The following is a 20,418-nucleotide window of genomic DNA, read 5'->3' as shown; positions in this document are numbered from 1 at the left end:
TGCCGGATGGCGGCAAACAAACCCACTTTGCAACAGTTTCGCTGCCAGGCCGGATTCTTATCCCGTTGGCATCGGTGTCGCTCAAATTCTCCGCCAATCCCGAGACCCGGGATCAGCCTCGGGCCTCAATAGTGTCGGGCCCCTGCCCTTTCACTCTTCAGCCTTGACCTTGCTCCGGCCTATTCGGCCGAAAATTCACTTCCGCTTTCGCCCCTTGGCGACCAGGGCCTTGGCTTGGCCCACCCAACCATCACGAGCGATCCGCCCATCAAACCCAAGCTCTGCGTCGATCCTCGCCGCGTCCTCGTCCGACCAGCCGGCGATGACGGCAAAGGAGCGAATACCCTTGCTATTCAACACCTGCTCGATCTTCGGACCGATGCCGGAAATCTGCTTCAGATCGTCAGCCCTGCGAGCGCGCGAAGCGGGCTTCGCCGCGGGCTTTGCGACCGGCTCTGCTGGAACGACAGACAGCTTGACCTTCTCTGCAGCTTTCCTGGCAGGCGCCGGACGAACGTTCTCCGGCCGGATCTCGACGTGCGGCTTACCTTCGTCGGGCGGCGTTTCGTCGAGAACTGCTGCAAGCTTGCTCGTTGCATCGAGCGCGCCCTGCAGCGCGCCGAAAAAAGCGCCCGCCATCTGCGTCGAAAAGCCGAAGCCGATCGCCGTGGCCGCCGCCATTGCCGCAGCCGGGTTGACCATCACAGGCGGCACCGGAAGCGCGCGGGCGTTCTCCAGCATCTCGGCAGCAAGACGGCCGAAGTCGGCCGAGAAATCAGCCGCTCCTTCCTTGCCTATGCTGTCGGACGCCTTCGTCATCAGCTTACTCTGCCGCCTCGAGAACCGCACCGTGATCCAGTGCGCTTGCGGTATACTGGTCGATGCGCGCTTCGATCTCATGACGGAAGTTGCGGATCAGACCCTGCACCGGCCATGCGGCCGCATCGCCGAGCGCACAGATGGTATGGCCCTCGATCTGCTTGGTGACCTGGAACAGCATGTCGATTTCGCGCTTCTGGGCATTGCCCTTGGCCATGCGCTCCATCACGCGCCACATCCAGCCGGTGCCTTCGCGGCACGGCGTGCACTGGCCGCAGCTCTCGTGCTTGAAGAAGGCCGAGATGCGGGCGATAGCCTTGATGACGTCGGTGGACTTGTCCATGACGATCGCAGCCGCGGTACCGAAGGACGAGCCGACAGCGCGCAGGCCGTCGAAATCCATCGGGCAGTCGATGATGTCCTTGGCCGGAACGATCGGGCACGATGCGCCGCCCGGAATAACCGCGAGCAGGTTATCCCAACCGCCGCGGATGCCGCCGGCATGGCGATCGACCAGCTCACGGAACGTGATGCCCATTTCTTCTTCGACCGTGCACGGCTTGTTGACGTGGCCGGAAAGCATGAACAGCTTGGTGCCGACGTTGTTCGGGCGACCGATCGACGAAAACCAGCCAGCGCCACGACGCAGGATGGTCGGAGCAACGGCGATCGACTCGACGTTGTTGACCGTCGTCGGGCAACCGTAGAGACCCATGTTTGCCGGGAACGGCGGCTTCAGGCGCGGCTGACCCTTCTTGCCTTCCAGGCTTTCGAGCAGCGCGGTTTCTTCGCCGCAGATGTAGGCGCCAGCACCGTGATGGACGAAGATGTCCATGTCCCAGCCCAGCTTGTTGTTCTTGCCGAGCAGGCCGTAGTCATAGCACTCGTCGATTGCCGCCTGCAGCGCTTCACGCTCGCGGATGTATTCGCCGCGAACGTAGATGTAGGCAGCGTTCGCACCCATAGCGAAACTCGCGATAACGCAGCCTTCGATCAGCGTATGCGGATCGTGGCGCATGATGTCGCGGTCTTTGCAGGTTCCGGGCTCGGACTCGTCGGCATTGACGACGAGGTAGTGCGGACGACCATCGCTTTCCTTCGGCATGAAGGACCACTTGAGCCCGGTCGGGAAGCCTGCGCCGCCACGGCCGCGAAGACCCGAAGCCTTCATCTCGTTGATGATCCAATCGCGACCCTTTTCGAGGATCTGCTTGGTGCCGTCCCAGTGGCCGCGGCTCATCGCGCCCTTCATAGACTTATCCTTGAGGCCGTAGATGTTGGTAAAGATGCGGTCTCTATCTTGTAACATGCTTCACCCCTTACCGCGGCTTCTTACCGAAGACTTTAATGTATTCGGCTTCGCCGCCCTTGGCGAGCGCCTTGGCCTGCTTGACCCAGTCGTCGCGCTCGATGCGGCCCTTGAAATTCAGGTATCCGTCGACCCATTCGCGCTCAGCCTTCTTCCAGCCCGCGACCTGCGCGAAGGTGAAGATGCCGATCTCATGCAGTGTCGCCTCGATCTTCGGGCCGACGCCGGAGATCATCTTCAGATCGTCAGGCGTCGCGGGCTTCTCGATGCCCGCCGGGCGGTTCTTGTCGCTGAGGGAGGGCTTGCCAGTAGCAGCGGCCTGTGCGGCCGTCGCCGGCGCCGGCTGCTCTTCGACAGCCTTGACGTTCTTCGCGGCCGCCTTCGGCGCGGTGGCCGGCGTCTTCAGCGCAGCATTGGTCTCGGCGTCGGTGCTCTTTGCACGTGCGGCCTCAGACGGGGGAACCGGGGCTGCGTCAACGGTTGCCGTCGCGGCGTCCTCGACAGCCTTCTTGGCGGAAACCCTCTTGGCCTTCGGCTCATCGGCTACGAGCGTCGTCGGACCACCCTCGGGGGAGGAGAAGTGACGATCAATCTGCGGGCCGGGCGTGATGCTGGCGCCATTGCCGGCTTCGAAGGTATCAATGATCTCTTCGAGACGTTCCGGCGTCAGGTCCTCGTAGGTATCCTTGCCGATCATCACCATGGGCGCGTTAACGCAGGCCCCGAGACATTCGACTTCTTCCCAAGAGAGCGTCCCTTCAGCGTTACGTTCGAAGGGGTGATGATGGATCTTGCTCTTGCAAACGGCCATCAGGCTTTCCGAACCGCGCAGCATGCAAGGCGTCGTGCCGCACACCTGGATGTGGGCGCGCGTGCCGACCGGGTTCAGCTGGAACTGCGTGTAGAAAGTCGCAACTTCGAGAACGCGGATATAGGCCATGTCGAGCATGTCGGCGACCTTTTCGATCGCGGCGCGGGTGACCCAACCATCCTGTTCCTGCGCCCGCATCAACAGCGGGATGACCGCGGATTGCTGACGGCCTGCGGGATATTTCTTGATCGTCTTTTCCGCCCAAACCGCGTTCTCGTCATTGAAGGCGAACGCGGCAGGCTGGAATTGATCTTCGGCTAATCGACGAACGGACATTCTTCCTCACGCCTTGTCAGTTTAGGGTCCCACACTGCGATGCCGTCAGAGACTTCATCTCGCAAGCGTAGGCCGACTGGTCTTTTTGCAAAAACACAACGAACTTGCCGCCATTCGGAACGGCAGCCTTGATTTCATAGCCCTTGGACAAAAGCTCGCCCATGGAGGCTTTTTCTGCCGGCGGCTGCACCTCGCTCTGGCCCAGCTTTGGACCCATTCCCCCAACCTCCTGGGCGAAAGCTCCGGAGGCAGTGAAAAGAGCGATGGTGGCAAGCGGCAGCAGCTTCATCAGCGGTCCACCTCGCCGAACACGATGTCGAGCGAGCCGAGCACGGCCGTCACGTCAGCGAGCATGTGACCCTTGCAGAGGAAGTCCATCGCCTGCAGGTGGGCGTAACCCGGTGCACGGATCTTGCAGCGGTACGGCTTGTTGCTGCCATCGGCGACAACGTACACGCCGAATTCGCCCTTCGGCGCTTCGACGGCCGCGTACACTTCGCCGGCCGGCACGTGATACCCTTCGGTGTAGAGCTTGAAGTGGTGGATGAGCGCTTCCATCGAACGCTTCATCTCGCCGCGCTTCGGCGGCACGACCTTACCGTCGATCGACGACACAGGGCCGGTCTTGGCGCTGCCCATCAGGCGCTCGACGCACTGCTTCATGATGCGAACCGACTGGCGCATCTCGATCATGCGGATCAGGTAGCGGTCGTAGCAGTCGCCGTTCTTCCCGATCGGAATGTCGAATTCGAGATCGGAATAGCATTCGTAAGGTTGCGAGCGGCGCAGGTCCCAAGCGGCGCCGGAACCGCGAACCATCACGCCCGAGAAGCCCCATGACCAGGCATCCGCCAGCGACACGACGCCAATATCGACGTTACGCTGCTTGAAGATGCGGTTGTCCGTGAGCAGGCCTTCGATATCGTCGAGGATCTTCAGGAACGGATCGCACCACTTGCCGATATCCTCGACCAGCTCCGGCGGGAGATCCTGATGGACGCCGCCCGGACGGAAATAGGCCGAGTGCATACGGGCGCCGCAGGCGCGCTCATAGAACACCATCAGCTTTTCGCGCTCTTCGAAGCCCCAGACCGGCGGCGTCATCGCGCCGACGTCCATGGCCTGGGTCGTCACGTTCATGATGTGAGACAAGATTCGGCCAATTTCGGAGTACAGAACTCGAATCAGCTGACCGCGAATCGGAATTTCGAGCTTCAGCATCTTTTCGACAGCGAGCGCGAAAGCGTGTTCCTGATTCATCGGCGCGACGTAGTCGAGACGGTCGAAATAAGGGACGGCCTGCAGGTAGGTCTTCGTCTCGATCAGCTTCTCGGTGCCGCGGTGCAGCAGGCCGATGTGCGGATCGACGCGCTCGATGATTTCGCCATCGAGTTCGAGCACGAGACGCAGAACACCGTGCGCGGACGGGTGTTCCGGTCCGAAATTGATCGTAAAATTGCGAACGTTATGTTCAGTCATAGCGACGCGCTCCGCGCTGGCAATTGGCATGAGACGGCAAATAAAGAGGCTTCAAGAAATCCGAGCCTCATCTTTACTTCGCCGCCTTCTCGTCTCCCGGCAGCACATATTCGGTGCCTTCCCAAGGGGACATGAAGTCGAAATTGCGGAATTCCTGCTTCAGCTCGACGGGTTCGTAGACGACACGCTTGGCGGCATCGTCATAACGCACTTCGACGTAGCCAGTCGTCGGGAAGTCCTTGCGCAGCGGATGTCCTTCAAAGCCGTAATCGGTGAGAAGACGGCGCAGGTCGGCATGGCCGGAGAACGGAATGCCGTACATGTCCCAGGCTTCACGCTCGAACCACTCGGCACCCTTGTAAACCGCGGTTGCCGACGGCACGGACTCGCCGTCAGCCACAGCAACCTTGATGCGGATGCGCAGGTTCTGCTTCGGCGACAGTAGGTGATAAACGACATCGAAACGCTTTTCGCGCTGCGGCCAGTCGACACCGCAGATATCGATCATGCTAATAAAGCCGCAACGTGCGTCGTCGCGCAGGAACGTCAGCAGCGCCAGAATCGTTTCCGGCGTCGCAGTTACGTTCAGCTCGTCATAGCTGATGGATGCATCGAGAAAGAGATCACCACGCATCTCCCGGAGATACGAGGACAGTTCGCTCAAGGCTTCACTCATGACAGTCCTCCGCCCTTAGCGCTCAATCGTTCCGGTTCGACGGATCTTCTTCTGCAGAAGCAGCACCCCGTAGAGCAGCGCTTCCGCCGTGGGGGGACAGCCCGGCACGTAGATATCGACAGGAACGACACGGTCGCAGCCACGCACGACCGAATATGAATAATGATAGTAGCCGCCGCCGTTGGCGCAGGAGCCCATCGAAATGACGTAACGCGGCTCAGGCATCTGGTCGTACACCTTGCGGAGCGCAGGCGCCATCTTGTTGGTCAGCGTGCCGGCAACGATCATGACGTCGGACTGGCGCGGCGAGGCGCGCGGAGCAACGCCGAAGCGCTCCATGTCGTAACGCGGACCGGAGACCTGCATCAGGCCTTCAACGGCACAGCAGGCGAGACCGAACTGCATCCACATCAGCGAGCCGGTGCGGGCCCAGGTAATCAGATCGCGGGTCGACGTAACGAGGAAGCCCTTGTCTGCCAACTCATCGTTGATTTCGCCGAAGAAGGCGCTGTCGCTGCCGATCGGCTTGCCCGTTGCGGGATCAATGATGCCTTTCGGGTGCGGCGCGACGAGCGCCTTGTCGCTTGGGGCTACTCCCATTCCAGGGCTCCCTTTTTCCATTCATAGATAAAGCCGATGGTCAGCACGCCGAGGAAGACCATCATGGACCAGAAGCCGAACCAGCCGATCGCGCCGAACGAAACGGCCCACGGAAAGAGGAAGGCCACTTCGAGGTCGAAGATGATGAAGAGGATCGACACCAGATAGAAGCGGATATCGAACTTCATGCGAGCGTCATCGAATGCGTTGAAGCCGCACTCGAAGGCCGAAAGCTTTTCCGAATCAGGCGCCTTGAAGGCAACGGCAAACGGCGCAATCAGAAGCGCCAGGCCGATCACAAGGGCGATAGCAATGAAGATAGCGATCGGAATATAGGAACTGAGCAGTCCAGTCATCAGGTTCTTCCCTGCTTGCGGGCTGCGCCAGGCGGCGCACCTGGGCAATTGCCCGGCAAGCGAACGTGCGTTGCAACAGAGCCGTGGTTAGCGCAGCCGGGGCCACGGCGCAAGACTTTTAGAGCACCAATTCGACTGTCGAGGCGCGACATTATCAAGCAGATGCAATGATGTCGCGACAAATCCACACAAGTTGATTCAGACTGCATGCCAGCCCGTCGGATATTGCATGGCTAACGGCAAAAGACAAAGTCGCAGCAGAGCGATAACAGCGAAATCGGCGACCACCTAGACGTCAATATAGAGAAGGAGAATGGCGCGAGTGACGGGGCTCGAACCCGCGACCTCCGGCGTGACAGGCCGGCACTCTAACCGACTGAGCTACACCCGCGCATCATGGACAAAAAGACCGGATCAAGCACTATGCAGCGCCTTTCTTGAAATGGCGCGAGTGACGGGGCTCGAACCCGCGACCTCCGGCGTGACAGGCCGGCACTCTAACCGACTGAGCTACACCCGCATTCATTTCAAGCGATCCGGAAGCTTTCGCGTCCGTGTCAAAGCAGCTTCGCCGCTTCGATGAGCGGCTAACTAAGGGGTTCGCATTTGAGTGTCAAGCAGCTTTGGAGACAAAACGATGACAGTCCGCGAATTGTTTTTAGCGAGCCAAGTTCTCCGGGAAAATTCAGAGCATTATTAAAGACGTGCCTTTAGAGCCACGCGGAAATAACCACCTGTCCCTGACGCCCGCCCCGCCTGCCAGCGGTGTCCGGTTTACGCATTTGGCCGTGCCACCACGTTTCTCGCCCAAAGCTGGGGCCGCAAACACTAATTTACCTCGTTTTAATTGAGCTCGGTAGATAACATTCCTCTAAGTTGCTTTGCCGCTTACGCATGATGCGTCAGCGGCGCTTTATCACCCCTGCCTCATGCCCTCGGCAAACCCGATGAAGGCCGCCGAGATTCACAGCATATCTTGCCTACCTCGACGAAAGTGCATCGGGGTCACCGCCCCAGGTGCAATTCGTTGACGATAACGCAGCGTCACGTCGGAGAGCATCTGGTGCAGCCTAACACATCTACGAATCTCGCCTTTCGCGTTGCAACGATTCTGCAGCAACTAGGCATCGAGGGCCTGCCAAGGAATTATGAGCTTATATTCGAGGCGATGACCGGCAACGCGCCTGATCTCGCTCGCGAGATCAGGTCGCTCGGCGCGATAAAGACGCAGGAGGCCCTGGATCGACTTGGCCGCCGGTATCTGCCGCATCATTTCGAGGCCGGTCTGCTTGAAGCACGCTCGAGCCAAGTACAGCAAGAGCTGCAAAGCATCCTTTCCTTGCTCGACGAGGAGAAGTCGGCGCTCTCGCGCTACGGCAGTGTCATCAACCAGGCTGCGCGGATATTCGACAGTAACGATCTAAGCGACAAGGGTGCCCTCACCCATTCGCTCCAATCGGTGAGTTCTGCAACGCACGCACACGCGGCACACAGCGCCATGCTCGCCTCGAAGGTTGTCGAAAAATCGCAGAAGCTCGAAGAGGTGCAGCGGGAGGCGGCCGCCGCGAACGCCGCAAGATTCACCGATCCCGTGACCGGATTGGGCAATCGCCGGGTATTCAACAAGGAGCTCGCGAGAATCTATGAGAAGGCAGGCCTGCCGGACCTGTGTGGAATCGCGTTTGCGGACATCGACAACTACGAGACAATCGCGAGCATTCCGAATCTCATCGAGCCTGTTCTGAAGAAAACGGGTGAATTGATCCGCGCTGTGTTCGGCAAGGAGGATGTTGCCTGCCGATTCGACCGCGGCCGTTTCGGCTTCGTTTTCCGGACCGCCGACGAATCCGAGATCATGCGGCTTGTCGACCGGCTTCGCGATCGCTTGAAGGGAATTTCCGTTGCACACCCGGTAACTGGCAAACAGGCGGCGGTTCTGTCGCTGGCCGTGGGGATATGCATGTCCAAGCAGGCACGCACAGCCGATTCCCTGATGGCCTTTGCCGAACAGGCGCTTGGCATGGCGAAGGCATCGGGCGGAGACAGCGTTTCCGTGCACGGCGTGACCAATGTCGCGACTGTACCCAAGGATTGGCTGATCTATCGTTAGACTTTGCATCGCGGCCAACGGTGTCGCACGTTGTTCGTCCGATAAAGCCTAGCCAAGGTTGCTGAGGGATGGCTATAAGGTCGTTTCGCGGGCCTAAGCCCTAAGACACTGAAGCCATATCCGAGACATCATCATGAAGACACGCGAAGAACGGCAGGCGCAGCGGGCGGGGATGCCGCGCACGCAGTTGAGCGCGCACCATATGGAAAATGCACGGCTGCTGCCGGATCGCGGCGAGCTCTTGTACCGGATCCCGAATGGCGGCGTTGGCGTCGAGGTGGGAGCAGCGTTCGGAGAATACACGGCCGAGATTCTCGAGAAGAACCGGCCCGCGCAGCTTTACCTGATCGACCCCTGGAGCATGGACCGCTACAGTTCGGGGCTCGATCAAATCCACACCCAGTTCAAAGACCAGATCGAGAGCGGGCAACTGCACCTGATGCAGGGAACCTCGCTCGAAAAGCTTGCCGAATTCGAGGACGACTTCCTCGATTGGGCCTACATCGACACGGACCATTCCTTCGAGCTCACCTGGCAGGAACTTCTGCTCTGCGAGAAAAAGGTCAAGCGAACGGGAAGAATTGCCGGGCATGACTTCTGCACCGGCAACACTGTGAAGCCAATCGTCTATGGCGTCGTCGAAGCGGTCACCAAGTTCTGCAAGGACCACGGCTGGCAATTCGAATTCCTGACGGTCGAATCGCACGCGCACTTTTCTTACTGCCTGAAGCGGCTCTGACCGGCTTCAGGCCTTTCCGGCGTATTGCTCGTCGCTGACGTGCTCCATCCAGTCGGCGGCGCTGCCATCAAGTGCTTCCTGAATTGCAATGTGCGTCATCGCGGTATCGGGTGCGGCGCCATGCCAGTGTTTTTCGCCTGGCGCAAACCAGATCGTGTCGCCGGCGCGAATTTCACGAAGAGGGCCGCCTTCGCTCTGCGCGAGACCCTTTCCGGCCGTCACCACAAGGGTCTGCCCTAGAGGATGCGTGTGCCAGGCGGTTCGCGCGCCCGGTTCGAAAGTGACGCTGACCACCCTGACTCGCGCCGGGCTCGGCGCGTCCATCAACGGATCCTGGCGTACCGCTCCCGTGAAATATTCCGCCGGCGCCTTCATTGAGGGCCGCGATCCGCAGGGTTTGATCTCCATCAGATTTTCCTTTCGAAGATGATCTGGCCAATTGAGCCGACCGTAAGCCAAGCGTCCCCGGCATCCAAGCGATACCTGCTTGATCGCACGTGCTGTCATGTCAACTTCCTCCGCCGCATCACCAGTCGGAGACTTCGGCGCGTCCGACGATAGGCAACTCGCAAATCACTCGCTCAGCTACGCCATTGCGTCGCTTCTCGGAAGAAATGGCGACGACCGCAACACACCGCCCTATCTCCGCTGCAGGCGCTTGCTCCTTGCCTGGGCGACTGCTAGTGGCGAGGCATTTCATCACGCGGAGGATTTCCATGAAACAGCATTCTTTCGGCCACCTGCCCCATACCGTCACGAATATCGGCTTCGGCGCATGGCAGATCGGCGGCGCCTGGGGCGATGTGAGCGAAGCGGACGGTCGCGATGCGTTGAATGCGGCGCTCGATGCCGGTATGACCTTCATCGATACCGCCGACGTTTACGGCGACGGCCGGTCGGAAAAGATCATCGCCGACGTTCTTGCGACCCGTGGCGGAGAACGGCCGATGGTTGCGACAAAGGCAGGTCGCCGGCTCAACCCGCATGTCGCCGATGGCTACACCAAAGCCAACCTCGAAGGCTTCATCGATCGTAGCCTGAAGAACCTGAGGGTCGACAGCCTCGATCTCGTACAATTGCATTGCCCCCCGACCGAAGTGCTTTATCGCCAGGAGGTCTTCGAAGGCCTGAACGAATTGCAGAAAGCCGGCAAGATCATGGGCTACGGCGTCAGTGTCGAGAAGGTCGAGGAAGCGCTGAAGGCAATCGAATATCCTGGCGTCGTCAGCATCCAGATCATCTACAACATCTTCCGCCAGCGGCCCGATCACCTGTTCTTCCAGGAGGCTCGACGGAGGAACATCGCCGTCATCGCCCGCGTGCCGCTCGCAAGCGGGCTGCTGTCAGGGAAGATCACCCGCGAGACGAAATTTGCGAGCGACGACCACCGCAATTTCAACCGCCACGGCGAGGCTTTCGATGTCGGCGAGACCTTCGCTGGCGTTCCCTTCGAGGTCGGCCTGCAGGCCGTGGAGGAAGTGCGCAAGCTCGTGCCATCAGGCACGACCATGGCGGCCTTCGCGCTGCGCTGGATCCTGATGAGCGATGCGGTCACTGTCGTCATTCCGGGTGCACGCAACGCCGAACAGGCACGCGCCAACGCTGCTGCAGCAAGCCTCGCGCCGCTCTCACACGAAGTGATGGAGGCCACGCGCGAGATCTACGACCGACTGGTCGCCCCTTACGTCCACCAGCGCTGGTAAGGCAGGCATTGCAAGAAAAATGGCCGGGCATAGACCCGGCCATTCTGTTTCTGGCTCAATCAATCTCAGTTCGTACCGACGAGGTTGACCTCGAAGAACAGAGTTTCACCCGAGGAATCATCCACGCCATCATTGTCCGTGACAGCGTAAGCCTTGCCGGAGGCGTCGAAGGCGAAACCTTCCAGCTTGTCGAGGACGTAGCCGTTGGTGGCAGTCTTCAGCTCCGGAAGGAAGTCGTGGGCTTCCGTCTTCTTGACGAGCGGCAACTCGCCTCCAAGCTTGCCGGGCTTCAGATCCGATACCGCGACCTTGTAGAGCTTCTTCAGCTTGGCTGCGTCACCGACGAGGTTGTCGCGCTCGATGATATAGACGCCGTCGCCCTGAGCGGAAATCTCAGACAGACCAACCCAACCGGCTTCGGACTTGTCCAGCGGATAGCGGACGGCGCCCCACTCCGTGCTCTTCGGGTTGTACGAGACGAGCTTTACGAAACCCTTCTCGTCATCCTTCCATTCGCGCTGAACAGCCATCCACAGGGTGGCATCGTCGCCGGAACCGATGATCGTCACGCCTTCGAAGCCGTAGCGGATTTCGTTGGCGGTCAGTTCGCTCGGCAGAGCGATTTCTTCCTTGATCTCGCCCTTCGGGTTTACGTGGTACAGCGCGTGCGGCAAAAGCTTCTCGCTGTTGCCTTCCGAGGCCAGCCAGAACCAGCCCTTCTCGTCGACGGCGATACCCTCGATATCGAGCTTTTGGGCCGGCTGGCCATCGCGCTTGACGGTCAGCGATTCGGTGATGACGGCCGGTTTCTTGGTGGCGTCGATAGTGTAGATCGTCGGCTGCATGCCGAGAACGCTGTCGCTGACGGCAAACAGCTGGCCCGGCTTTTCCGGAACGGCGGCAAGACCCGAAAGTGCTGCAAAGCCGAGCGGATTGCCCTCCTTCTCCGCCGCAACGATCTGCGGATAGGCCATTTCGCCTTCCGCAAGTTGATAGATCATTACGTGGGATCGCGGTCCGCCATCCTTGCCGAGATCGACTTCGTTGGCGGTGGCAAACAGATTGCGCGACGGGACGGCCACGCCACCCTCGGGCGAGACGCCGGACGGAAGGATCTGGACGAGTTGCGGTTCCGCGCCGGTATCCTTGTAGACGCCGACGACCGAAGCGCGCTCCGAAAGCAGGAAGATGTATTTCTGGCCGCCGAAGGTCGCGACCTCCAAGCCTTCCGGCTCAACACCCTTGGCGGAAGAGCGCTTGTCCGGATAGTGGCCGATATTGGCGACAGCGCGTTCGAACGAGGCACCGGATTCGTAAAGTACCTTTCCGGTCTTGTCGAAAATCGTGAAGCCGCGCGAGCCGCCTTGATAGTCGCCTTCGTTCGCAACGACCAGACGGTCGTTGTCCAGCCACTTCACGGCGTCGGGCTCGCGCAACACGCCCTTGAGTTCGCCGGTGAACCTCAGCGCGCCGTCGCGCTTGGTATCGATACCCGCGAGATCGACGCTGCCCGCAGGGAAGTGCGCCTTTACCGTTGCGGTCGCCGCGTCGATAATGACGATCTCGTTGTTTTCCTGCAGGGTCAGGGCGATCTCGTTCTGGTCGTTGAAGGAGACGAATTCCGGCTCCGGATCTTCGGGTGCGATGCCCGCCAGTCCAGTCAGCATCACGTGCTTGATCGAACCGCAATCGACCGCGCCGTTCTTGACCTGGAACACGACAAGGTCGCCTGCCGGCATCTGCGGAATCTTGCCGTCGTTCACCTCTTCGTCACGCTCGTTTTCGATCGCGATCGCGCCGAGCGTCTTGTCCTTGTTGAGTGCGATCGAATCCGGCTGCCCCCCAAGGTCGCATGCGTTCTCGATCTTCTTGGTGGCAACGTCGACGATCGCGAGACGCCCAGAAGGCTTTGCCTTGCTCTTCGACGTATTGACGGCAACGAGCGCCTTTCCGGCGGTTGATGTCACGGATGTCGGCTCGCCGTCCATCATCAGCGCGCCCCCGGCCTTCGGAGCCTTGGCGTCTGAGATATCGACAAAACCAATCGCTCCGAGTGGGCTGTCGCTAAAGATCAGCGTCATGCCGTCGTCGGTAGCCGTGATGATTTCCGCCGAAGTGGCCGAGAGCTTGTCTTTCTCCTGTGGCAGGTTGGATGCCACCGGAAAGGTTGCGATACGATTGAAAACGGGCTCTGCGGCGGCCGGAAACGCGGCCGTCGCCAGGAGCGCCGCAACGAGCACTGTCTTGCGCGATACAGTTGTCATGAAATCCCCCATGAGTTCACACAAGGTTTTTCTGGGGGATGGGCATGACACCGGGATGACACCGATGTCATATTTTGAACGCGCTAGCGGGTCTCCCGCTCCTTCTTCATTTCGTTCCGCATGATGAAGAGCGATGCCCCAAGGATCAGCACCGCGCCCAACCACAGATAGCCGGTCGGCGCATAGCCGAAGACCAGCCAGCCGGCGAACACGTTGAGCGGCAGCTTGAGATCGTCGAATGGCTGAATGTAAGCGGCATCGGCTGCCGAATAGGCTAACGTCAGGAAAATACTGCGCCATCACGGTCAGGAGGCCCGCCGCAACGAAAAGCAGGAGCGTCAAGCCGGTCGGAATGTCGAAGCCAGCCGCTAGCGCCAATCCGCCGTTGATCGGCGTGAGGAGCGCGAGCAGCCAAACGGTGATGGTCTCCGGTCGCTCGACTCCGGTAAGGCTCTTGGTGATCAACGAAGAGGCGCCCCAGAGAAGGGCCGAGAGGATCGGCAGGAGCGCCGCCCAACTGAAGCTGTCCGACCAGGGCTGCAGGATGATCATCGCTCCCAGGAAACCGGTTGCGGTCGCGGCCCATCGCGCAGGGCCGATATACTCACCAAGGTAGATGCGTGCGCCCATGATGATGAAGAACGGAGACGTCATTACCAGCGCAATCGCCTGCCAGATGGGTACTTGCGCAAGCCCCGCGACCCAGGTCGTTACCCCCAAAGGCAGCCAAGGCGACTCGTACAACATGACGCCAGTGATAACGCGTTCTCATTGCCCCAAGACCGGCGCGCCAGAGAAAGGGCAGCGAGAACACCAGGGCAAAGGCATATTGCCAGAAGGCTGCCGAGGCCGAGAGGAAAGCGAGCTTCATCGTCAGCCATTGCGTGACGATATTGAGGATAGAGAAGGCGATGCCCGCGGCAATCATCCAGGCAGCACCGACCATTGCTCGCGAAGCGGAAAACGTAGGGGAAGTCTGATTCATGTCTTTCTTTCCGAAACCAACACAAATCAGGACGCATGAGCGCGATACCGCAGCGAGGGCAGAATCCACCCTCGCCCGCTCCGCTCATTCTCTTTCATCCGGACTGTAACCGTCGGCTCCGGAATTGCACCGGATCTGCTGACCCTCTCGGCACACGACCAAAAGGCGCTCGCGGGCGGGCCAAGGCCTTTACCGCCGGTAGGTACTTTCACCCCGCCCTGAGAACGGTCATTTCGTATGACATGCCGCGCGTGCCGACAAGGCCGCGAAAAGCAAAAAGGGTTCGGCCGTGGCCGAACCCTTCGAAACTTGTGCCGCCGGTCTCGTTGCCCGGCCGCCAAGTAAATTCATATCAGCCGTTGACGGCGTCCTTCAGGCCCTTGCCGGGCGTGAACTTCGGCACGTTGCGAGCCGGAATATCGACTTCTGCGCCGGTGGACGGGTTGCGGCCCTTCGTGGCTGCGCGATGGGAGACGGTGAAGCTACCAAAACCAGCGAGGCGAACGTCGCCCTTGCCCTTCAGTTCAGCCTGGACGACTTCGAAAACAGCATCAACCGCGGAAGCAGCGTCGGTCTTCGAGAGTCCTGCCTTTTCGGCAACTGCGGACACGAGTTCATTCTTGTTCATGTTTCCACCCCTTTCTAAATGGTTCGAAACGACTCAAATCTATAAGCCAGGCGCAGAATAGAGTTCATCAGGCCCGCCGCACCCCAAAGAGCCTGCAAATCAAGGAAATGCAAGCACCCGTGTGCCAATTTCACAAAAAAAGGCTGGCGAAAACGCCAGCCTTTTCAGGGTTTTTAAGCAATTGGGCACGAATGTGGCAAACAAAGCTCAGTGAGCTATGGTTGCACCCGTTTCGTCGAGCCCTTCGACCGTTGCGATGACGGGCGTTTCCACCGTGCCATCCCACTCGATTGCTTCCGGTCTGCGGACCAGCGCATGCTTGATCACCTCGCCCATGCGGGACACCGGGATGATCTCCATGTTGTTCTTCACGTTATCCGGAATCTCCGCCAGATCCTTGGCGTTTTCTTCCGGAATCAGCACCTTCTTGATGCCACCGCGAAGCGCTGCGAGCAGCTTTTCCTTGAGGCCGCCGATCGGCAGAACACGACCGCGAAGGGTGATTTCACCCGTCATCGCCACGTTCTTGTCGACCGGGATGCCGGTCATGATCGAGACGATCGCGGTTGCCATGGCAACACCGGCCGACGGACCATCCTTCGGCGTCGCACCTTCCGGTACGTGCACGTGGATGTCGCTCTTGTCGAAGCGCGGAGGCTCGATGCCGAAATCGACGGCGCGCGAGCGGACATAGGATGCCGCTGCGGAAATCGATTCCTTCATGACTTCCTTCAGGTTGCCGGTCACGGTCATGCGACCCTTGCCCGGCATCATGACGCCTTCGATCGTCAGCAGTTCGCCGCCGACTTCCGTCCAGGCCAGGCCCGTTACCACGCCGACCTGATCTTCGCGCTCTGCTTCGCCGTGGCGGAAGCGCGGAACGCCCAGGTAGTCGTCGATGTTTTCGGCCGTCACATGAACGGACTTCGTCTTGCCCTTGATGATCTCGGTGACCGCCTTGCGGGCGAGCTTCATCAATTCGCGTTCGAAGTTACGAACACCAGCTTCGCGGGTGTACTGCTGGCTGATCGCCATCAGGGCATCGTCGCTGACCGAGAATTCATTCGGCTGCAGCGCATGTTCCTTGATGGCCTTCGGCAGCAGGTGCCGCTTGGCGATTTCGCGCTTTTCGTCTTCGGTGTAACCGGCAATACGGATGACTTCCATGCGGTCCATCAAAGGTGCCGGAATGTTCAGCGTATTCGCCGTCGTGATGAACATCACGTCCGACAGGTCGTATTCGACTTCCAGGTAGTGATCCATGAAGGTCGAGTTCTGAGCCGGATCCAGCACCTCGAGCAGAGCCGACGACGGATCGCCACGGAAATCCTGGCCCATCTTGTCGATTTCATCGAGCAGGAAGAGCGGGTTGGACTTCTTCGCCTTCTTCATCGACTGGATGACCTTGCCGGGCATCGAACCGATGTAGGTGCGGCGGTGACCGCGAATTTCAGCTTCGTCACGAACGCCACCGAGAGCCATGCGGACATACTCACGGCCGGTCGCCTTGGCGATCGACTGGGCGAGCGAGGTCTTGCCCACGCCCGGAGGACCAACGAGGCACAGGATCGGACCCTTGATCTTGGTCGCGCGGGCCTGGACAGCCAGATACTCGACGATACGCTCCTTGACCTTATCGAGACCGAAGTGATCGGCTTCGAGGATCTTCTCGGCGTTGTTGAGATCCGACTTGATCTTCGACTTCTTGCCCCACGGAATTCCGAGCAGCCAGTCGAGATAGTTGCGGACAACAGTCGCCTCAGCCGACATCGGGCTCATCTGCCGCAGCTTCTTCAGCTCGGCGTCAGCCTTTTCCTTGGCTTCCTTCGAAAGCTTGGTCTTGGCGATGCGCTCTTCCAGTTCGGCCATCTCGTCGCGGCCTTCCTCGCCGTCGCCAAGCTCCTTCTGGATCGCCTTCATCTGTTCGTTCAGGTAGTACTCGCGCTGGGTCTTCTCCATCTGGCGCTTGACGCGCGAGCGGATGCGTTTTTCGACCTGAAGGACCGAGATCTCGCCTTCCATGAAGCCGAGCGCCTTTTCGAGGCGTGCCTTGACACTGGTGGTTTCCAGCATCTCCTGCTTCTCGGTGATCTTGATCGACAGGTGCGAGGCAACCGTATCGGCGAGCTTCGAATAGTCGTCGATCTGGCTGGCAGCGCCAACGACCTCGGGCGAGATCTTCTTGTTGAGCTTTACGTAGCTCTCGAACTCGGAAACGACCGAGCGGCTAAGCGCTTCAAGCTCGACCGGATCGTCATGCGGTTCTTCGAGAACGTGACCAAGGGCTTCGTAAAAGTCCTCACGATCCGTGTAAGCGTCGATCTCGGCGCGGGCGCGACCTTCGACCAGAACCTTGACGGTGCCATCAGGCAGCTTCAGCAGCTGCAATACGTTGGCGACAGTACCGACATTGTGAATGGCAGACGGTTCCGGATCGTCATCGCTCGCATTGATCTGCGTGACGAGCATGATCTGCTTGTCCGATCCCATGACCTCCTCAAGCGCACGGATCGATTTCTCTCGGCCGACAAACAAGGGCACGATCATATGCGGGAAGACGACGATGTCGCGCAGGGGCAAAACCGGATATGCTGTGCTCGCAACTGACGTTTTCTTCGTCATTTTATTTCCTTTCCATCGTCCCGTTTCCGGGCTCTTCTGGCGCGGCCACTAGAACCGGGCCGCACTCCACTTGAGACAACAAGTGGAGGTTCTGATTATGCTTTTCAAGCTGTGCCATGGCCGGTGTCCCCCTGGACATGACAGCTATGCTACAACGGAATACCTTCATTCTGGAGCGCCGTGCCAAGTCAGCGGCTACCACTTCCGAAGCGGCTAAAACACAAGACCGAAACACACCAACGGAATCATTCCATAATTGCCAAGGGCGGGGGAATCCGCAACGGCAACAGAAGTGGTTTCAGACCTCTTTAGCAAGATTTATCAGGGTCGTGCACTGATTTTGAAATAGAAAGGGGCCCGCCAACGGCAAGCCCCTCAAATTCACAGTTCGTATCGTAAAGATATCTCTAAGGTCACGCGGAAGCGTTGGCCTTCTCATCTTGACGATCGGCGTAGATGTAAAGCGGACGGGCGGAGCCGCGTGCCACTTCCTCGGAGATGACGACTTCGCGTACGCCTTCCAGCGCCGGCAGTTCGAACATCGTGTCGAGGAGGATCTTTTCCATAATCGAACGAAGGCCGCGGGCACCGGTCTTGCGAATGATCGCCTTGCGGGCGATCTCGCGGAGAGCGTCCTCGTGGAAGGTGAGTTCCACGTCTTCCATCTCGAACAGGCGCTGGTACTGCTTGATCAGTGCGTTCTTCGGCTCCGACAGGATCTGGATCAGTGCATCCTCATCGAGATCCTCGAGCGTCGCCAGGACAGGCAGACGGCCGATGAATTCCGGGATGAGGCCGAACTTGACCAGATCTTCCGGCTCCAGTTCGCGCAGGACTTCGCCGACACGACGGTCGTCCGGGGCCTTAACCGTTGCACCGAAGCCGATCGAGGTCTTCTCGCCGCGAGCCGAGATGATCTTGTCGAGACCGGCGAATGCGCCACCGCAGATGAACAGGATGTTCGTGGTGTCGACCTGCAGGAATTCCTGCTGCGGATGCTTGCGGCCGCCCTGCGGGGGCACCGAGGCAACCGTGCCTTCCATGATCTTCAGAAGCGCCTGCTGCACGCCCTCGCCCGATACGTCGCGGGTGATCGACGGGTTGTCGGACTTGCGGGAGATCTTGTCGACTTCGTCGATGTAGACGATGCCGCGCTGGGCGCGCTCGACATTGTAGTCGGCAGCCTGCAGCAGCTTCAGGATGATGTTTTCGACGTCTTCACCGACATAACCGGCTTCCGTCAGCGTCGTCGCATCGGCCATCGTGAACGGAACGTCGATGATGCGGGCGAGCGTCTGGGCAAGATAGGTCTTGCCGCAACCGGTCGGTCCGACCAGCATGATGTTCGACTTCGCCAACTCGACTTCGCCGTTCTTGGAGGCGTGTGCGAGGCGCTTGTAGTGGTTGTGAACGGCAACCGACAGGATCTTCTTCGCCTGGCGCTGGCCGATGACATATTCATCGAGGACCTTGATGATGTCCTGAGGCGTGGGAACGCCGTCACGGGACTTGACCATCGAGGATTTGTTTTCCTCGCGGATGATGTCCATGCACAATTCGACGCATTCATCGCAGATGAAAACGGTCGGTCCGGCGATAAGCTTCCGGACTTCGTGCTGGCTCTTTCCGCAGAACGAACAATAGAGGGTGTTTTTGGAGTCGCCGCCGTTGCTGCCGCTGACCTTGCTCATATCACTTTCCTTCCAGCACGCCGCATTTCAAGGTGAAATAACGGTCCACTCATTGGCCTGCTCCACGCTTGGAGCCCCAGCCGGCCAAGGCCGTTTAAGGGGTACGAACCGGTCCAAACTAAGCTGTCCTGGCGCCGGCGGCAACGAACTCCCCTTCGACTGCCGATGCTATGTCATAAAAATTCAACATAGCATTAATACTTGAGATTGCCGCACCCGCCACCGGGTTTCTTCCCTTGTTCGATCACAAATGAGATAGAACTGTGGCGGATACAACACCATTCCTACTTCTCACTAGGCGGCATCACCTTCCATCTCGACGCGAGATGTCAGGACCTTGTCGATGACACCCCAGGTCTGAGCCTCGTCCGCATCCATGAAGTGGTCGCGGTCAAGGGTCTTTTCAACTTCCTCGTAGGTGCGGCCTGTATGCTTGACGTAAACTTCGTTCAGGCGGCGCTTCATCTTGAGAATATCGCGGGCGTGACGCTCGATGTCAGATGCCTGACCCTGGAAGCCGCCTGATGGCTGATGCACCATGATGCGGGAATTCGGGGTGGCAAAGCGCATGTCCTTGTGGCCGGCAGCAAGCAGCAGCGAGCCCATGGACGCAGCCTGGCCGATGCAGAGCGTCGAGACGGCTGGCTTGATGAACTGCATCGTGTCGTAGATCGCCATGCCGGCAGTCACAACGCCGCCTGGAGAATTGATGTAGAGCGCAATTTCCTTCTTCGGGTTTTCGGCCTCGAGGAAGAGGAGCTGGGCGCAGACGAGCGTCGCCATGTGATCCTCGACAGGCCCGGTCAGGAAGATGATGCGTTCCTTGAGCAGGCGCGAATAGATGTCGTAGGAGCGTTCACCGCGATTGGTCTGTTCCACGACCATCGGCACGAGGGCCATAGCGGTATCGACTGGGTTTCTCATGTGCGTCCTTTGTCAACGTCTGCCGGCTATGGCCGGGAATCAAAGAAAATGCCTATCCCTACATAGAGCTTCCCTGCCCTCCTCTTCAAGACGCGCCGATGGATAACGTGAAGAGGGACCGGAGCAAGGCGAACAACTTTTCGCCCGATGTACGCTGATTCCGACGAAATAGATTCGAGGAACGGGCGACGATCGCGCTGTCGCACAGCTTTTGTCGGCATCAGGATAAACGAATTCTGAATCCGCCCGCAACTGCCCTTCATTCACAGAAAGGAAAGCCTAAAGACAACTCCGCACAAAAATGCAGTGGCGCGCAAGCACAATTAATGAAGTTGCCAGTTTTTTCCGAAAGGATACGCGCAATAC

Annotated in this window: 17 protein-coding genes, 2 tRNA genes, 1 pseudogene and 1 riboswitch; of the genes and pseudogenes, 3 read left to right on the top strand and 17 right to left on the bottom strand. The window is 59.3% G+C overall.

All coding sequences use genetic code 11. The features are described 5' to 3' along the window. Positions 1-195: 195 nt before the first annotated feature. The 10 genes from AC1DPR_RS09910 to AC1DPR_RS09865 all read right to left on the bottom strand — a co-directional run bounded on the left by AC1DPR_RS09910 (position 196) and on the right by AC1DPR_RS09865 (position 6,906). Positions 196-819, bottom strand: a complete 624-nt coding sequence (locus AC1DPR_RS09910; protein ID WP_018857052.1) for a 5' DNA nuclease — start codon at positions 817-819, stop codon at positions 196-198. Positions 820-823: 4 nt separating this feature from the next. Further along, positions 824-2,128 (bottom strand): NADH-quinone oxidoreductase subunit NuoF, encoded by a 1,305-nt coding sequence (gene nuoF / locus AC1DPR_RS09905; protein WP_477816235.1) that lies wholly within the window; start codon positions 2,126-2,128, stop codon positions 824-826. A 10-nt stretch (positions 2,129-2,138) separates the two neighbouring features. Beyond that, entirely contained in the window at positions 2,139-3,275 is a 1,137-nt protein-coding gene (locus AC1DPR_RS09900) for an NADH-quinone oxidoreductase subunit E (protein WP_018857054.1), read from the bottom strand. Between the two features lie 16 nt (positions 3,276-3,291). Beyond that, positions 3,292-3,564, bottom strand: coding sequence for a hypothetical protein (locus AC1DPR_RS09895; protein ID WP_018857055.1), 273 nt, complete (start codon positions 3,562-3,564; stop codon positions 3,292-3,294). Continuing rightward, positions 3,564-4,754, bottom strand: coding sequence for an NADH-quinone oxidoreductase subunit D (locus tag AC1DPR_RS09890; protein WP_025659947.1), 1,191 nt, complete (start codon positions 4,752-4,754; stop codon positions 3,564-3,566). The genes AC1DPR_RS09895 and AC1DPR_RS09890 overlap by 1 nt, the downstream gene beginning before the upstream one ends. A gap of 73 nt (positions 4,755-4,827) precedes the next feature. Further along, entirely contained in the window at positions 4,828-5,430 is a 603-nt protein-coding gene (locus AC1DPR_RS09885; RefSeq protein ID WP_018857057.1) for an NADH-quinone oxidoreductase subunit C, read from the bottom strand. 15 nt (positions 5,431-5,445) lie between these two features. Further along, complete coding sequence (locus AC1DPR_RS09880; RefSeq protein WP_018857058.1) at positions 5,446-6,030, bottom strand: NuoB/complex I 20 kDa subunit family protein; 585 nt, start codon at positions 6,028-6,030, stop codon at positions 5,446-5,448. Beyond that, positions 6,021-6,386 carry an NADH-quinone oxidoreductase subunit A gene (locus AC1DPR_RS09875; protein ID WP_018857059.1) on the bottom strand — a complete coding sequence of 122 codons (366 nt, stop codon included), beginning with the start codon at positions 6,384-6,386 and terminating at the stop codon, positions 6,021-6,023. The genes AC1DPR_RS09880 and AC1DPR_RS09875 overlap by 10 nt, the downstream gene beginning before the upstream one ends. Before the next feature lie 314 nt (positions 6,387-6,700). Next, positions 6,701-6,777 (bottom strand) — tRNA-Asp (locus AC1DPR_RS09870). Between the two features lie 52 nt (positions 6,778-6,829). After that, a tRNA-Asp gene (locus AC1DPR_RS09865) sits at positions 6,830-6,906 on the bottom strand. Between the two features lie 543 nt (positions 6,907-7,449). On the opposite strand from AC1DPR_RS09865, the gene AC1DPR_RS09860 reads away from it, so the two are divergent. Together AC1DPR_RS09860 and AC1DPR_RS09855 are read left to right on the top strand one after the other, a co-directional pair. Next, positions 7,450-8,496 (top strand): GGDEF domain-containing protein, encoded by a 1,047-nt coding sequence (locus AC1DPR_RS09860; RefSeq protein WP_018857060.1) that lies wholly within the window; start codon positions 7,450-7,452, stop codon positions 8,494-8,496. A 133-nt stretch (positions 8,497-8,629) separates the two neighbouring features. Beyond that, positions 8,630-9,235, top strand: a complete 606-nt coding sequence (locus tag AC1DPR_RS09855; protein ID WP_018857061.1) for a class I SAM-dependent methyltransferase — start codon at positions 8,630-8,632, stop codon at positions 9,233-9,235. Positions 9,236-9,241: 6 nt separating this feature from the next. Here the strand turns inward: AC1DPR_RS09855 and AC1DPR_RS09850 are convergent, their stop codons facing one another. Next, positions 9,242-9,643, bottom strand: coding sequence for a (R)-mandelonitrile lyase (locus tag AC1DPR_RS09850; protein WP_026371768.1), 402 nt, complete (start codon positions 9,641-9,643; stop codon positions 9,242-9,244). Between the two features lie 308 nt (positions 9,644-9,951). On the opposite strand from AC1DPR_RS09850, the gene AC1DPR_RS09845 reads away from it, so the two are divergent. Continuing rightward, positions 9,952-10,938 carry an aldo/keto reductase gene (locus tag AC1DPR_RS09845; protein ID WP_018857063.1) on the top strand — a complete coding sequence of 329 codons (987 nt, stop codon included), beginning with the start codon at positions 9,952-9,954 and terminating at the stop codon, positions 10,936-10,938. A gap of 65 nt (positions 10,939-11,003) precedes the next feature. Here the strand turns inward: AC1DPR_RS09845 and AC1DPR_RS09840 are convergent, their stop codons facing one another. The 6 genes and pseudogenes from AC1DPR_RS09840 to clpP form a co-directional block, all read right to left on the bottom strand. Continuing rightward, entirely contained in the window at positions 11,004-13,214 is a 2,211-nt protein-coding gene (locus tag AC1DPR_RS09840) for an esterase-like activity of phytase family protein (RefSeq protein ID WP_018857064.1), read from the bottom strand. A 71-nt stretch (positions 13,215-13,285) separates the two neighbouring features. Further along, positions 13,286-14,187, bottom strand: a pseudogene (locus AC1DPR_RS09835) (DMT family transporter). Between the two features lie 82 nt (positions 14,188-14,269). Next, positions 14,270-14,417, bottom strand: a riboswitch (FMN riboswitch). A 122-nt stretch (positions 14,418-14,539) separates the two neighbouring features. Further along, entirely contained in the window at positions 14,540-14,815 is a 276-nt protein-coding gene (gene hupB, locus AC1DPR_RS09830) for a DNA-binding protein HupB (RefSeq protein ID WP_007531759.1), read from the bottom strand. A 207-nt stretch (positions 14,816-15,022) separates the two neighbouring features. After that, positions 15,023-17,437 (bottom strand): endopeptidase La, encoded by a 2,415-nt coding sequence (lon, locus tag AC1DPR_RS09825; protein ID WP_018857066.1) that lies wholly within the window; start codon positions 17,435-17,437, stop codon positions 15,023-15,025. A gap of 413 nt (positions 17,438-17,850) precedes the next feature. Next, positions 17,851-19,128: an ATP-dependent Clp protease ATP-binding subunit ClpX gene (gene clpX / locus AC1DPR_RS09820; protein ID WP_018857068.1), complete on the bottom strand. Its 1,278-nt coding sequence runs from the start codon at positions 19,126-19,128 to the stop codon at positions 17,851-17,853. 294 nt (positions 19,129-19,422) lie between these two features. Next, positions 19,423-20,052, bottom strand: coding sequence for an ATP-dependent Clp endopeptidase proteolytic subunit ClpP (gene clpP, locus AC1DPR_RS09815; RefSeq protein ID WP_007792131.1), 630 nt, complete (start codon positions 20,050-20,052; stop codon positions 19,423-19,425). Positions 20,053-20,418: the final 366 nt, after the last annotated feature.

This window comes from Rhizobium sp. 01T417, from assembly GCF_056398905.1.
Note: the sequence above shows the minus strand (reverse complement) of the source record. Positions and strands in the feature narration are given on the sequence as shown.